At 62.5% G+C, this 13,552-nt stretch carries 9 protein-coding genes; 3 read left to right on the forward strand and 6 right to left on the reverse strand.

Going from position 1 to position 13,552, the window contains the following annotated elements:
• Positions 1–399: 399 nt before the first annotated feature.
• Positions 400–2,655 carry an arginine/lysine/ornithine decarboxylase gene (locus tag FAZ30_RS02525; RefSeq protein WP_124642240.1) on the forward strand — a complete coding sequence of 752 codons (2,256 nt, stop codon included), beginning with the start codon at positions 400–402 and terminating at the stop codon, positions 2,653–2,655.
• A gap of 145 nt (positions 2,656–2,800) precedes the next feature.
• Here FAZ30_RS02525 and FAZ30_RS02530 read toward each other — a convergent pair whose 3' ends face one another.
• Positions 2,801–3,715 (reverse strand): GGDEF domain-containing protein, encoded by a 915-nt coding sequence (locus FAZ30_RS02530; protein WP_199730963.1) that lies wholly within the window; start codon positions 3,713–3,715, stop codon positions 2,801–2,803.
• A 274-nt stretch (positions 3,716–3,989) separates the two neighbouring features.
• Between FAZ30_RS02530 and FAZ30_RS02535 the strand changes: the two genes are divergently transcribed.
• On the forward strand, positions 3,990–5,573 hold the full coding sequence (locus FAZ30_RS02535; RefSeq protein WP_124642238.1) for a GMC family oxidoreductase: 1,584 nt from the start codon (positions 3,990–3,992) through the stop codon (positions 5,571–5,573).
• Between the two features lie 257 nt (positions 5,574–5,830).
• On the opposite strand, the gene FAZ30_RS02540 is transcribed toward FAZ30_RS02535, so the two are convergent.
• The 5 genes from FAZ30_RS02540 to FAZ30_RS02560 all read right to left on the reverse strand — a co-directional run bounded on the left by FAZ30_RS02540 (position 5,831) and on the right by FAZ30_RS02560 (position 11,529).
• On the reverse strand, positions 5,831–6,733 hold the full coding sequence (locus FAZ30_RS02540; RefSeq protein ID WP_124642236.1) for a SphA family protein: 903 nt from the start codon (positions 6,731–6,733) through the stop codon (positions 5,831–5,833).
• Between the two features lie 68 nt (positions 6,734–6,801).
• Positions 6,802–8,046 (reverse strand): MFS transporter, encoded by a 1,245-nt coding sequence (locus FAZ30_RS02545; protein ID WP_124642234.1) that lies wholly within the window; start codon positions 8,044–8,046, stop codon positions 6,802–6,804.
• A gap of 224 nt (positions 8,047–8,270) precedes the next feature.
• Positions 8,271–9,251: a helix-turn-helix domain-containing protein gene (locus tag FAZ30_RS02550; protein ID WP_124642232.1), complete on the reverse strand. Its 981-nt coding sequence runs from the start codon at positions 9,249–9,251 to the stop codon at positions 8,271–8,273.
• Between the two features lie 250 nt (positions 9,252–9,501).
• A complete protein-coding gene (locus tag FAZ30_RS02555) occupies positions 9,502–10,281 on the reverse strand; it encodes a ferredoxin--NADP reductase (RefSeq protein ID WP_124642230.1) in 780 nt (259 codons plus the stop codon).
• A 102-nt stretch (positions 10,282–10,383) separates the two neighbouring features.
• Positions 10,384–11,529 (reverse strand): trans-sulfuration enzyme family protein, encoded by a 1,146-nt coding sequence (locus tag FAZ30_RS02560; protein ID WP_124642228.1) that lies wholly within the window; start codon positions 11,527–11,529, stop codon positions 10,384–10,386.
• Positions 11,530–11,749: 220 nt separating this feature from the next.
• Here FAZ30_RS02560 and FAZ30_RS02565 point away from each other — a divergent pair, with 220 nt between their 5' ends.
• A complete protein-coding gene (locus FAZ30_RS02565; RefSeq protein WP_124642226.1) occupies positions 11,750–13,504 on the forward strand; it encodes an AMP-dependent synthetase/ligase in 1,755 nt (584 codons plus the stop codon).
• Positions 13,505–13,552: the final 48 nt, after the last annotated feature.

Below are 13,552 nucleotides of genomic sequence, written 5' to 3' on the forward strand. Positions count from 1 at the left end.
TGCCTTGCAACACAAGCACGGTAAAAGGTCTACAATGCGCGCTTTCTTGGGATGTTCTCCAAGCCGGCCGACGTGAAGGACGCATGATCATCGTGCTCCCTAAGGAAGCCGGGGATCTGCGGCCACTCCACGTCAGCCTGCAGGACTCACCCCGGACTTCCGTGCGCACCGCGGCGCAAAGCGCCCCGTTTTTACGCGCCTCAAGGCCAGCCTTGACCTGCCGTCAGTCAGACGGCGACAAGGCCTGCGCCCCAACGCGCACCGAGTGACACTGCAGCAAGCTGCGGGCCGACAGGCGTTACAGGTGCACGGTATTGTCTTTGCCCACGGCAAAGGCTGCCTTCCTGAACGGCCATCCCCGGCTGTGGTGTCCGAGTTTTGACCGACAAGGACTCAGGTATGCGTTTTCACTTTCCCATCGTCATCATCGACGAGGACTTCCGCTCGGAAAACACCAGCGGCTCCGGCATCCGCGAACTGGCAGCAGCCATGGAGGCCGAAGGCATGAGCGTGATCGGTTACACCAGCTATGGTGACCTCACCTCTTTCGCCCAACAGCAAAGCCGGGCAGCCGGTTTCATCCTGTCCATCGACGACGAAGAATTCCAGACCGACGACGCCTCGGAAAACGCCCTGGGACAGCTGTACAGCTTCGTGGCGGAAATCCGCCGGCGCAACCCGGACATTCCGGTGTACCTGTACGGCGAAACCCGCACGGCGCGCCACATTCCCAACGACATCCTGCGTGAACTGCATGGCTTCATCCACATGCACGAGGACACGCCGGAATTCGTGGCCCGCCACATCATCCGCGAATCCAAGAGCTATCTGGACAGCCTGGCCCCGCCGTTTTTCCGCGCGCTGGTGGACTACGCCCACGATGGCTCCTACTCCTGGCACTGCCCCGGCCACTCCGGCGGCGTCGCCTTCCTGAAGAGCCCGGTGGGCCAGATGTTCCACCAGTTCTTTGGCGAAAACATGCTGCGCGCCGATGTGTGCAATGCCGTGGACGAGCTGGGCCAGCTGCTGGACCACACCGGCCCGATTGCCGCCTCCGAACGCAATGCGGCACGCATCTTCAATGCCGACCATCTGTTCTTTGTCACCAACGGCACCTCGACTTCCAACAAGATCGTCTGGCACAGCTGCGTGGCCGCCGGCGACATCGTGCTGGTGGACCGCAACTGCCACAAGTCCAACCTGCACGCCATCATGATGACCGGTGCCATTCCGGTCTTCCTGATGCCCACGCGCAACCACTACGGCATCATCGGCCCGATTCCGAAGTCGGAATTCCAGCTGGACAACATCAAGAAAAAGATTCTGGCCAACCCCTTCGCCCGCGAAGCGCTGGAAAAGAATCCCAAGCTCAAGCCGCGCATCCTCACCATCACCCAATCCACCTACGATGGCATTCTGTACAACGTGGAAGAGATCAAGGGCATTCTGGATGGCGAAGTGGACACGCTGCACTTTGACGAAGCCTGGCTGCCGCACGCCAGCTTCCACGACTTCTATGGCGATTTCCACGCCATTGGCGAAGGCCGTCCGCGTTGCAAGGACAGTCTGATCTTCTCCACCCAGTCCACCCACAAGTTGCTGGCCGGCATCAGCCAGGCCTCGCAGATTCTGGTGCAGGACCCGCAAAACCGTCAGCTGGATACCGCCTGGTTCAACGAGGCTTATCTGATGCACACCTCCACCAGCCCGCAATATTCCATTATTGCCAGCTGCGACGTGGCGGCCGCCATGATGGAACAGCCGGGCGGCCAGGCACTGGTGGAAGAGTCGCTGGTAGAAGCACTGGATTTCCGCCGCGCCATGCGCAAGGTGGACGAGGAATACGGCAACGACTGGTGGTTCAGCGTATGGGGCCCGGACGAGCTGTCCGACGACGGCATCTGCGACCCGGTGGACTGGGAACTGAAACCGGGCGCGCACTGGCACGGTTTTGCCGGCATCGAAGAAGGCTTCAACCTGCTGGACCCGATCAAGGCCACCGTATTGACGCCGGGCCTGGATGTGGACGGCAGCTTCGAAGAGATGGGCATTCCGGCCGCCATCGTCACCAAGTACCTGACCGAACACGGCGTGGTGGTGGAAAAGACCGGCCTGTACAGCTTCTTCATCATGTTCACCATCGGCATCACCAAGGGCCGCTGGAACACGCTGATTTCGCTGCTGCAGCAGTTCAAGGACGATTTCGACAAGAACCAGCCGCTGTGGCGCGCCATGCCGGACTTTGTCGCCCGCTACCCGCAGTACGAACGCGTGGGTCTGCAGGACCTGTGCCAGCGCATTCACGCGCTGTACACCAAGCACGACATCGCCCGCCTGACCACCGAGATCTATCTGTCCGAGATGGAACCGGCCATGCGCCCGGCCGATGCCTTTGCCAAGATGGCCCACCGCGAGATCGAACGCGTGCCGGTAGACCAGCTGGAAGGCCGCGTCACCGCCGTGCTGCTGACGCCATATCCGCCGGGCATCCCGCTGCTGATTCCGGGCGAGCGCTTCAACAAGACCATTGTTGACTATCTGCGCTTTGCCCAGGCCTTCAACCGCGAACTGCCGGGCTTCGAAACCGACGTGCACGGTCTGGTGGCCACCGAAGTGGAAGGCCGCAAGGTCTACTGCGTGGACTGCGTCAAGTAAGCCGCACGCAGCGCTCCATGCCAACAGCCGCAGGCTCTGTCCTGCGGCTTTTTTTGCGTGCTACGGCCAGTTGCTGGCCAAGCCTCGCACTGGAAGTACAAGGAGTACGGCAAGGCAGCGCAACGCTGGAATGGGGGGCGTGGGTCTAGTGGTGGCACAAGCTGTTGCGCCCGGTCGCCTTAGCCTGATACAGCGCAACATCGGCACGCGAATAGATCTGGGCCAGGTCATCACCGGGCCGCCACATGGTGAGTCCGGCCGAGCAGGTATAAGCAAAGCCCGGTTGCTCGGCCAGCGGCCGCGACACCTCCACCGCAGCCAGCATGGCGCGCAAGGACAGCTCGGCCTCGGACTGGCGGTAGCCAGGCAACAGCAACAGAAACTCCTCGCCGCCCAGCCGGCCAAAGCCGTCGTGCGGCCGCAGCATCGGCTGGATGCGCTGCACAAAGTCGATGATGACGCGGTCCCCTGCCGGATGGCCCAGCCGGTCGTTGATCTGCTTGAAATGGTCGAGATCGACAATCGCCACCGCCAGCTGCGAGCCAGTCGCCTCGGCCCTGCTCAGCAACTGGGCAAACTGCTGCATGATGAAGGAGCGGTTGCAAATGCTGGTCAGCGAATCGGTCTGCGCCGCCCGCTGTGCCAAATCACGCGCCTGGCGCAACTCGCGCTCTGACACTTTCAGTTCGCTCATGTCGGTGGCCACGCACATCATGCTGCCATCCGGCTGCATCGCCTCGGTCATCCAGATCCAGCGGCCATCGGTCAGGTCGGCCTCGAAGGCGCGATACGGCTGCTTGCCACGGCGCGAGCGCGCCGACACCAGCCAGGCTTCGAAATCATGGGTATAGATCAGTGCACCGATGCAGCGCTGATAATTGCGCCGCATCAGCTCCGACCAGCTAAGCGTTTCGTCCGGTGCCACATCATAAGCCTGACAAAACGCCGCATTGGCGTAACACAATCGGTCATGGCGATCAAACAGCGCCAACAGCACCGGCGAATCATGCAGCGCCGCCTGTAGCCTGCCGGCCATGGAGTCTTGTTCTTGTAAGGACATCCGCTGGTTTCCCGCCTGTTTTGTCATTGGCCGTCAGCGTGCTCTCACCTTCACGCTGGCGTACCGGTCGGCAATGCCGACACTCTGTTTAAAGATATTTAAAGATAGTGGCCAACTCTTAATACAGCTAATGATTTCTCCCTGAGCCTCTGCATTCTGCCGAGCGCTGGCAAGCCCAGTCAAAGCCCACGGCCATGGCAGTCAACTTGCCTTTTCCCCAGCCCGTAAGCTGAAGTCCCGCCCGGTACGGGCGCAGGAGAACAAGGAGAAGGCAATGCAACAATATGACTATATCGTGGTGGGCGGCGGCTCGGCGGGCTGCACCATCACCTGCCGGCTGGTCGAAGCCGGCAAGCGGGTTCTACTGCTGGAGGATGGCCCGCCCGACAACAGCCCCTTCATCCACATGCCGGCCACCTTCATCAAGGTCATCGGCAGCGAGCGCAGCGTGATCTACCACAGCGAGCCGCAGGCCAGCGCCGCCGGCCGCCGCATGCATGTGCCACAAGGCCGCACCCTGGGCGGCGGCAGCTCGATCAATGCCATGGTGTATATCCGTGGCAGCGCCGCTGACTACGACGACTGGGTCGCCCAAGGCTGCAGCGGCTGGGGGTGGGAGCAGGTACTCCCAGCGTTCAAGAAAGCCGAAAACCATATGCGTCTGTCCGGCCCCTATCATGGCACTGACGGGCCGCTGCACGTCAGCGATACCCGCTACCGCCACCCGCTGAGCCTGGCCTTTGTCAAGGCGGCACAGGAGTGCGGCCTGCCTTATAACGATGATTTCAACGGGCCGCACCAGCAAGGCAGCGGCTTTTTCCATACCACCACCTTCAATGGCCAGCGTGGCAGCACGGCGGCGACCTATCTGGCCGCCGTGCGGCAGCGCGACAATCTGCAAGTGCGTACCGGCTGCTATGTGGAAAAACTGCTATGGCAAGACAAGCGCGCCAGCGGCGTGCAATGGCGTACTGCCGATGGCCAACGCCACGAGGCCCACGCCCAGGCCGAAGTCATCCTGTGCGCCGGAGCGCTGTCCACCCCCAAGATTCTGCTGCTGTCCGGCATTGGCCCGGCCGCGCAGCTGCGTGAACAAGGCATAGCCGTGCTACATGACGCGCCGGAAGTCGGCCAGAATTATCAGGATCACCTGGAGGTATCGGTGTATGGCCGCTGCCGCGAACCGATCAGCCTGCTGGGGCAGGAACGCGGTTTCAAGGCCTTGCGCAATGGCTTGCAGTGGCAGCTGCTGCGCAGCGGGCTGCTCACCTCCAATGTGGTGGAAAGCGGCGGTTTTGCCTGCACCGACGGCGGCAGCCGGCCAGACATCCAGTTTCACGTATTGCCGGTGCTGGTGGGCGATGTGGAACGCGAACCGCTGCCCGGCCACGGCATCTCGATCAACCCCTGCCTGCTGCGGCCCAAATCACGCGGCGCAGTCAGCCTGAGCAGCGCCGATGCCCGTGCCCCGCTGCGCTTTGTCAGCGGGGCACTCAGCCACGAAGACGATGTGGCCGGCCTGCTGCGCGGGGTCAAGCTGGCGCGACGCATCCTGCGGGCACCCTCGCTGCAGCAGGTCATCAGCGAGGAGCTGCTGCCCTCGCCCGCCGCACAGACCAGTGATGCACTGCTGATCGAGCACATCCGCAGCCATGCCAAGACCGTCTACCACCCGGTGGGTACTTGCCGCATGGGCGGCGATGCCGCTGCCGTGGTCAACCCGCGGCTACAGGTCAATGGCGTGGAGGGCCTGCGCATCTGCGACGCGTCCATCATGCCCAGCATCATTTCCGGCAATACCAATGCGCCGGTCATCATGATTGCCGAGCGCTGCGCCGACTTCATCCTGCAAGCCTGAGCCCGCTGCCGCAAGGCAACGGGCTGCAGATTATTGACAAACCCCTCTCGCTTTTCGAAAGGAAAGCGAGGCTCCCTTCTTCAATAGTTAGGGCAAGGGCGGGGGGATTGGGAGTAAATTGGAAGGCTGCGGAATCAATAAGTTAGCAGAAAGGCCCGGCTTCGCCGGGTCCAGTGAAATCGCACCAGTTTACTTTGTCAGCAGCCTGAAGCCCGCTGCCGCAAGGCAACGGGCTTGTGCTTTTTAACCCGAAGCAATCAGAAGGGCAGCACCAGCTTGGCCCACAGCGAACTGCCCTCTGGCCGGTTGCGCACGGCAAACTCCTTGAGCAGCCTCACTTCCAGCCCCGCCTTGCCCAATTGCACCCGCGCGGCCGGGCCGATGGCAAAAGCTTGGCCACGGAAACCATCGCCATTCACCACCTGGCCATGCTGGGTGTCGTCGGTAGTCTGCTTGACGAAATAGCCATTCAGCCCCAGCCGCCAGTCCGGGCTGACGGCATAGCTGAGTGCATAGTCAAAGTGAAACAGCTGGCCTGACTGATAGTCAGTGGCGCGGTTTTTGCTGTTGAAGGTGTAGGTGATCTTGGCCGAAGCCTCCCAGCCACTGGCCGGCAGCCAGGACAAGGCCAGCACCGGGCGCAGCGAATAATAGTTATTGCCCAGATTGAGCATGCTGTGCTGGTCGTAGCTGCCGGTGGGCAGCGAGATATCCAGTGCCAGCACGCTATGCAATGGCCCCTCATCCCCCCACGCCAGCAGCGGCCCAACCACACTGTCCCCCAGCCCGCTGCGGCTGGCATGTTGCCCACCGGCATCCAGACTGAGCGTGGGCAGGGCGGTGAGTACAAAGCCACCCAGTCGCCCACCCCATAGCTGGCTATCCGACATATACAGCAGCCGGGGCACCAGCACATCGGCAGTCAGGCCGAAACCCGGTACTGAAGACTCTCCCGCCCCATTATTGAACTGGCTGGCGTGATAGTGGTTGTAGTAGAACACGCCATACCAGCCGGCCGGCGGCAAGGCTCCGGCCAGAAAGCCTTCGGCCCCGACGCCGATGGTATCGGCACCAGACTGGGTGGCCTGCGCCGGAGAGGACAGCAGTACGCCAGCCAGCAGGGTAACTGCCAGCAGCGGCATGGATTGTTTGATTCGCATGATGATTGACCTCGATGGCCGCAGCAGGGGCCTGCCCTGCCCGGCGAAATGGGAAGGTACAGCAGGGTTTAGCGGGTAGCGGCATCGCTGCTGCACAAGGCGGCAGCGGACAGCACACGACGCGGCGCGGTTTCACGCAGGCCCAGCGACAGCAAGGCCGGTAGCAGCGCGGCCACCATGGCAATCCACATCACCACGGGCAGGCCGTAGCGGTCGGCGGCCATGCCGGCTGCAGTCGGGGCGACAAAACCGCCCACCAGTTCCCCCACGCCCATGATCATGCCCAGCGCCGTGGCAATGACGGTGGGTGACACGGTTTCGGCCGGAATGGTGGCCATGAACAGGGTGAAACAGCCCAGCCCGGTATAGGTGAGAAACACCAGCAGCAGCAGGGTGGTGAAGTCGTTTACCTGTAACAACACCAGCGGGCAGCAGGCGGCGATCAGCGAAAACAGCACCATGGCTGGCTTGCGGCCGATACGGTCGGAAATGGCCGGCACCAGCGCGCCCCACACCACCCAGGCCACGCCCAGGCTGCTCATCACCGCGCCCATGCTGGCAGGGGTCAGCCCCTTTACCTGCACCAGGAAGGTGGGCGTAAAGGAGATCAGGATGATGAACCAGGTGATATAGCTGCAGGCAATCAGCACGCACAGCAGGATATTGCGATGGCCCAATAGCTGCGCCATGCCCTGTACTGGCAAGCTGTGGCGCACGGTCAGCGCGGCGGACGAGGCATGCGGAGCCCGCTCGCTGACATGACGCCAGATCAGCCAGGCAATCAGCAGACCGGGGATGCAGGACAGGTAAAACGCCGTGCGCCAGCCATAAGCCGTGGCCAACGCAATCAATAGCGGCGGTCCGATCACCGCACCGAGCAAGCCGGGGGCCGAGCCATTGACGATGCCCATATTGAAGCCACGGCGCGCCGGGGTAGAGGCCTCGGCCAACATGGACTGGGCAATCGGCAGCACCGGCCCTTCAGCCACGCCCATCAGCGCCCGGAACAACAGCAGGCTGACAAAGCCGCCAACCAGCCCGGAGGCCGCCGAAAACAGCGAAAACGCCAGCACCGCCAGCAGCAGCATGGGTTTGCGTGCCTGCAAGCGGTCGGACAAGGCCCCCAGTCCCACGCCGGACAAGGACCAGGTCAGCGCCAGGGCCGAGGCCAGCATGCCCAGCTGGGCATTGTCCAGATGCAGTTCGGCGGCGATGAAGGGGAACAGGAAGGATAGCGCCAGCCGGTCGAAAAACACGAAACCGAAACTGAGCGCCAGAATGCCCAGCAGCTTGTTTTCATAGGAGAGTCGCATGCTGGTGCCCTCCCCTGGTGACTGGCTGGCGGATACGCGCCAGCAAAATGGCGAATGGCATGACTAAGTCTCCTCTTTATTGTGATGAACACGACGGCCTGTTGCGACCGTGAGGACACTGTAGCCACTGCCCGAACGCCATCCTTGCCTGAGCCGGACGCCGCCGTTATCCGCAGCAGACATGGCGCGGGCAGGCGGCCATCAGGCTGCGGGTATGGTCGGGTCTAGCGCGGGCCGGACTGGGCGCGGCCTTGCAGGCGGGTATGGCTGGGCGTTTCGCCAAAACGCTGTTTGTAGCTGCGGCAGAAATGGGCGATGTGATTGAAGCCCCAGCGGAAGGCCAGCTCGCTCACTGACAAGTGGCGCAGCGCCGGGTCTTGCAGATCGATGCGGCAACGCTCCAGTCGCCGCCCCCACAGATAGCGGCTGACCGACAGGCCTTCCTGCTCGAAAATGCGTGCCAGCTGGCGGGCAGACAGCCCCAGCGCGCGGCTGATGCGCTCACCGTCCAGCTCGTCTTCGGTCAGGTGCTGCTCGATATAGGCCTTGGCGCGCCACAGGCTGCACAGGGTGGATTTGCCGGCCAGCGCCTGGCCGCACTGCACGGCCCACAAGGAATGCAGCCATTCCAGTAGCTGGCTGGCCTGATGCTCGCGTGCAGCCGCCTGTGCCTGTACTCCTTCAGCCAGCAACTGGCGTACCGCCTGCGGCCCCCAGCCGGCAATACCGACACTGTGATCTATCTTGACCAGCCCCTTCCCCTGCCAGCTGCCCACCTGCTGCTCGAACAGCTGGCGCGGGATATCCAGCACCGCCATTTCCATCTGGTCGGGAAAGCCATGGCCATAGGGCTGGGCGGTGTCATACAACACCACATCACCCGGCACATGCAGCGCGCAGTCCACCCCCTGATGGCTGAAACCACGCCCCTGCAGCATCAGGCAGGCAAAGATGCTGTCGCGGCCATCATGGCGGATGCTGTGGCCGCTGCGGGCCACGGCATGGGCATTGGCCTGAATGGTGGCCATGCGGAACAGGCCGAAGTCCTGATAGCGCAGGCTGGCGTCCAGCTCCTGTTCTGGCTGACGCTGGCACTCCACATCAATCAGCAGCTGCCCTACTTGTTCGCGCCAGAAATCCACCCGTTCGCTGCGGCTGACTGCACGGGTGGAAATGCTGACATCCGTCAGCGCGCGGGCCGTCATCGGCAGCTCCCGGCAGACAGCGAACAAGGTGCAGGACAGCACATGGCAGGCGGCCACGCAGGCCGGCCAGCGCGGCGGGTAATGGTGTTCATGGTTTCTCCTCCGGGTGGCCCTCTTGCGCGGGGCCGTACAGCCGGCGGTGTCATCACCACTCGGCCTGGCCAGACACGGAAATGGCCCGTGCCTGACATTGCTCCATATTATTAACATGTTAAGCAAAGTCAAGACCGGCCATCAGCCAGCCACAGGCTTACCAGCCGTTTTCCAGCACCAGATGCCCCGGAGCGCTCAGCCGGCTCAGGCGAAAGCCCATTTTCATCAGTTGGCGGTGGGTATCCTCCACCATGGCTGGATTACCACAGATCATGAAACGTGAGCGTTCCACCGTCAGTGGCAGGCCGGCGGCCTCCGCCAGTTCGCCACTAGCCAGCAAGGCCGGAATGCGCTGCTGCAACATGCCGGGCTCAGCCTGACGCGTCACCACCGGCAGATACTGCAGCCGCTCGCCCCACTCCGCCCACAAGGGATGCTGGCGCAAGGCGGCGATTTCTTCGCGATAGGCCAGCTCGCCGGCATCGCGCACGCAATGCACCAGCACGATATGGGCAAAGCGCTGCCACACTTCCGGCTGCTGCAGAATGGACAGATAGGGAGCCAGGCCGGTGCCGGTGGCCAGCAGCCACAGGTCTTCGCCGTCCGGCAGGCGGTCTACCGTGAAAAAGCCATTTGCCTTGTTGTCCAGCAGCACTTCATCGCCGGGCTGCAAGCGGGCCAGGCGTGAGGTGAACAGTCCATCCGGCACCACGATGGAGAAGAATTCCAGATGCTCGTCCCAGTTGGCCGAGCACATGGAATAAGCACGCCACACCATGCCGCCGTTTTCCAGCGGCAGGCCGAGCCGGGCAAACTGGCCGGGCGCAAAGCGCCAGGATTCCGGGCGACTCAGGCGGAAGCTAAGCAGCTTGTCGTGCCAGTGCTTGATCGAAAGGATGGGCTGACGGGTGAATTTCTCTGCGGCAGGGGCGCTCATGGCAAATACCTGATTAATTTACTCGGGTAATTTAGCGCAAAGGGCTGGCAGCGGCAAGCCGCACACGGCTTGCCGCCATAAGCGGTTTATCCTGCCAGCCGCTTAATCGGCCAAGGCCTGGGCCAGATCCGCCAGAATGTCTTCGATGTCTTCCACGCCGATGGACAGGCGCAGCCCGCCCTCGCGGATACCCAGTGCGGCCTTCTGCTCTGGTGGCATGCCGCCGTGCGACATGGTGTAGCTGTGATTGACCAGTGACTCCACCCCGCCCAGCGATTCGGCCAGGGCAAACAGCTGCAGCTTGCTGGCGACACGGCTGGCTTCGGCGCGGCTGTCTTCCTTCAGCCAGATGGTGATGATGCCGCCAAAACGGCGCATCTGCTGCTTGGCAATCGCATGGCCGGGATGGTCGGCAAAGCCGGGGAAGAACACCTTTTCCACCTTGGGATGGCCCTGCAAGAAAGCCGCCACTTGCTCGGCATTGTCGCAGTGGCGATCCATGCGCAGATGCAGGGTCTTGATGCCGCGCAGGGTGAGGAAGCAATCCTGTGGCCCCGGCACGCCGCCGGCCGAGTTCTGGATGAACTTGATGTCGGTAAACAGCTGCTCGTCATTAACCGCCACCAGCCCCAGCAGCACATCAGAATGGCCGCCCAGATATTTGGTGGCCGAATGCACCACGATGTCGGCCCCCAGATCGAGCGGGTTTTGCAGATAAGGGGTGGCAAAGGTGCTGTCCACTGCCACCTTGGTGCCATGCTGATGGGCAATGGCCGACAGCGCGCTGATATCCACCAGATTCAGCAAGGGGTTGGTGGGCGATTCCAGCCACAGCAGCTTGGTGCGTTCGCTGATGATGCCGGCCAGATTGGCGGCGTCAGTCAGGTCGGCAAAGGTCACGGTGATGCCGGCCGGCTCCATCACCTTGGTCAGCAGACGGTAGGCACCGCCGTACAGGTCGGCCACGGCAATGACTTCATCACCCGGCTTCAGCGTGGCACGCAGCACGGCATCAACGGCGGCCATGCCGCTGGCAAAGGCCAGACCATGCTTGGCGTTTTCCAGGCTGGCCAGGCAGCTTTCCAGCGCGGCGCGGGTGGGGGTGCCGGTACGGGCATAGGCAAAGGGCAGTTGCTCGCCGATTTCGGCAAACTCGAACACCGAGGTCTGGTAGATCGGCGGCATTACCGCGCGGCTGTGCTGGCTGCTGTCATGGCCGGAGTGGATGGTCTTGGTGGCAAATTTCATGATGTATTCCTGATTTTTCGCTGCTGCAGCCCACCGCCAGCGAGTTGAATAGCCCCGGAGGGCACACCATACCGCTGGCATGAGCAAAAGCACGATCACTGCAAAACCCGGCAGCTTGCCGGCATTTTCTTGATTATTCCCAATAATCCGCCGCAATTTTCTTTACAGCGCCATCGATTGGGGCTATTTTTCGCCGTTTCAGATTCAAACGGCTGTACGAATGAAGCTAGAACGCGCTTTTGACATTCTCTTTCACCAACTGGAAACCCTGCCGCGCGCAGATTGCCTGTCTGCCAAAACCGGCAAGCAATGGCAGTCGCTCAGCAGCGCCGACGTGATGGAGGCGGTCAATGCCGTCAGCCTGGGCCTGCTGCAACTGGGCATGGTACGCGGCGACAAGGTCGCCATCGCCGCCGACAACTGCCCGGCCTGGACCATCGTCGATCTCGCCCTGCAACAGATCGGGGCCATCAGTGTACCGCTCTACCCCACCTGCACGCTGGATGATGCACGCTATATCCTGGCTCATGCCGAGGTCAAGCTGGCCTTCGTCGGCAGCGCTGCCCTGCACAAAAAACTGTCGCAGGCGCTGGATGGACGCAGCTGCCCGCTATACGCACTGAGTCCGCTGGCCGGGCTACCCACCTGGACCGAGCTGCGCGAGGCCGGCCGCCATGGCGACCTGCGCCAGCTGGCTGCACTGCGCAACAGCATCCAGGCCGATGAGGTGTTCACCATCATCTACACCTCGGGCACCACCGGCCGCGCCAAGGGTGTGATGCTGTCGCACCGCAATGTGGTCAGCACCGTCATTGCCACCGCCGAGCACACCCGCCTGCCGCCTGGTCAATGCCGGGCGCTGAGTTTTCTGCCGCTGTCGCACATCTTCGAGCGCGCCGGCGTGTTGTACTACCTGCTCACCGGCACCGGCGTGTATTTTGCCAGCGTCGACAGCCTGTCCACCAGCCTGAGCGAAGTGCGCCCGCATACTTTCAGCGCGGTGCCGCGCGTGCTGGAAAAAGTGCATGAAAAACTGGTGGGCAAAGCCAAGGAACTGTCTGGCTGGCGTCGCCGCCTCTACCTGTGGGCGATTAGCCGTGCCGAAGCCTATCAGCCGGATCAGCCGCCACGCGGCTTGGCTGCACTGCAACACGCGATTGCCGACCGGCTGGTCTACCGCAAGTGGCGTGCCGCCATGGGTGGCGAGCTGCGCTGGGTGAATGTCGGCTCGGCGGCGCTGCAGCCACGGCTGGCGCGCCTGCTGTGGGCCAGCGGCATCGCGGTGGCCGAAGGCTATGGCATGAGCGAAACCGCGCCGGTGATCAGCGCCAATCCCTTTGCTGCAAAAGATGTGCGCATCGGCAGCGTGGGCATCCCGCTCCAGGGCGTGGAGCTGAAACTGGCCACCGATGGTGAAATCCTGGTGCGCGGGCCAAATGTCATGGTGGGCTATTACAAGGAGCCGGCACTCACCGCCGAAACCTTGCAAGACGGCTGGCTGCATACCGGTGATATCGGCGTGCTGGAGCAGGGTTATCTGCGCATTACCGACCGCAAGAAGGAAATGTTCAAGACCAGCAACGGCAAATACATCGCCCCACAATTGCTGGAAAACAAGCTGAAGGAATCCGCCTTCATCGATCAGATCATGGTGGTGGGCGACGGACAGAAATTCGCTGCGGCGCTGATCGTGCCACTGTATGAACGGCTGCAGGAATGGTGCCAGGAACATGGCATCGCTTACACTACCAATAGCGAGATGCGCCTGCATCCGCGCATCGTCGAGCTGATCGAGCGCGAAGTGAAACGCTTCAACCGTCACTTTGGCAGTTGGGAGCACATCAAGAAGTTTTCCCTGCTGGACAAGCCCTGGTGCGTGGACGCCGGTGAACTGGCCCCCACACTCAAGCTGCGGCGCAAGGTGATCAGCGAACGCTGCCGCGCCCTGATCGACAATATGTACCGCCACGCCTGAGCGCCGCGCCTGCTAGCGCGCCGGCCCCGGCTGGCGCCCAACACGCAG

This window comes from Aquitalea aquatilis (genome assembly GCF_005155025.1).
In the GTDB taxonomy this organism is placed as follows: Bacteria; Pseudomonadota; Gammaproteobacteria; order Burkholderiales; family Chromobacteriaceae; genus Aquitalea; species Aquitalea aquatilis.

Bases quoted from the DNA above. Each gene is read 5' to 3' on its own strand.
- FAZ30_RS02525 (WP_124642240.1), top strand. From the start codon at position 400: ATGCGTTTTCACTTTCCCATCGTCATCATCGACGAGGACTTCCGCTCG.
- FAZ30_RS02530 (WP_199730963.1), bottom strand. From the start codon at position 3,715: ATGTCCTTACAAGAACAAGACTCCATGGCCGGCAGGCTACAGGCGGCG.
- FAZ30_RS02535 (WP_124642238.1), top strand. From the start codon at position 3,990: ATGCAACAATATGACTATATCGTGGTGGGCGGCGGCTCGGCGGGCTGC.
- FAZ30_RS02540 (WP_124642236.1), bottom strand. From the start codon at position 6,733: ATGCGAATCAAACAATCCATGCCGCTGCTGGCAGTTACCCTGCTGGCT.
- FAZ30_RS02545 (WP_124642234.1), bottom strand. From the start codon at position 8,046: ATGCGACTCTCCTATGAAAACAAGCTGCTGGGCATTCTGGCGCTCAGT.
- FAZ30_RS02550 (WP_124642232.1), bottom strand. From the start codon at position 9,251: ATGACGGCCCGCGCGCTGACGGATGTCAGCATTTCCACCCGTGCAGTC.
- FAZ30_RS02555 (WP_124642230.1), bottom strand. From the start codon at position 10,281: ATGAGCGCCCCTGCCGCAGAGAAATTCACCCGTCAGCCCATCCTTTCG.
- FAZ30_RS02560 (WP_124642228.1), bottom strand. From the start codon at position 11,529: ATGAAATTTGCCACCAAGACCATCCACTCCGGCCATGACAGCAGCCAG.
- FAZ30_RS02565 (WP_124642226.1), top strand. From the start codon at position 11,750: ATGAAGCTAGAACGCGCTTTTGACATTCTCTTTCACCAACTGGAAACC.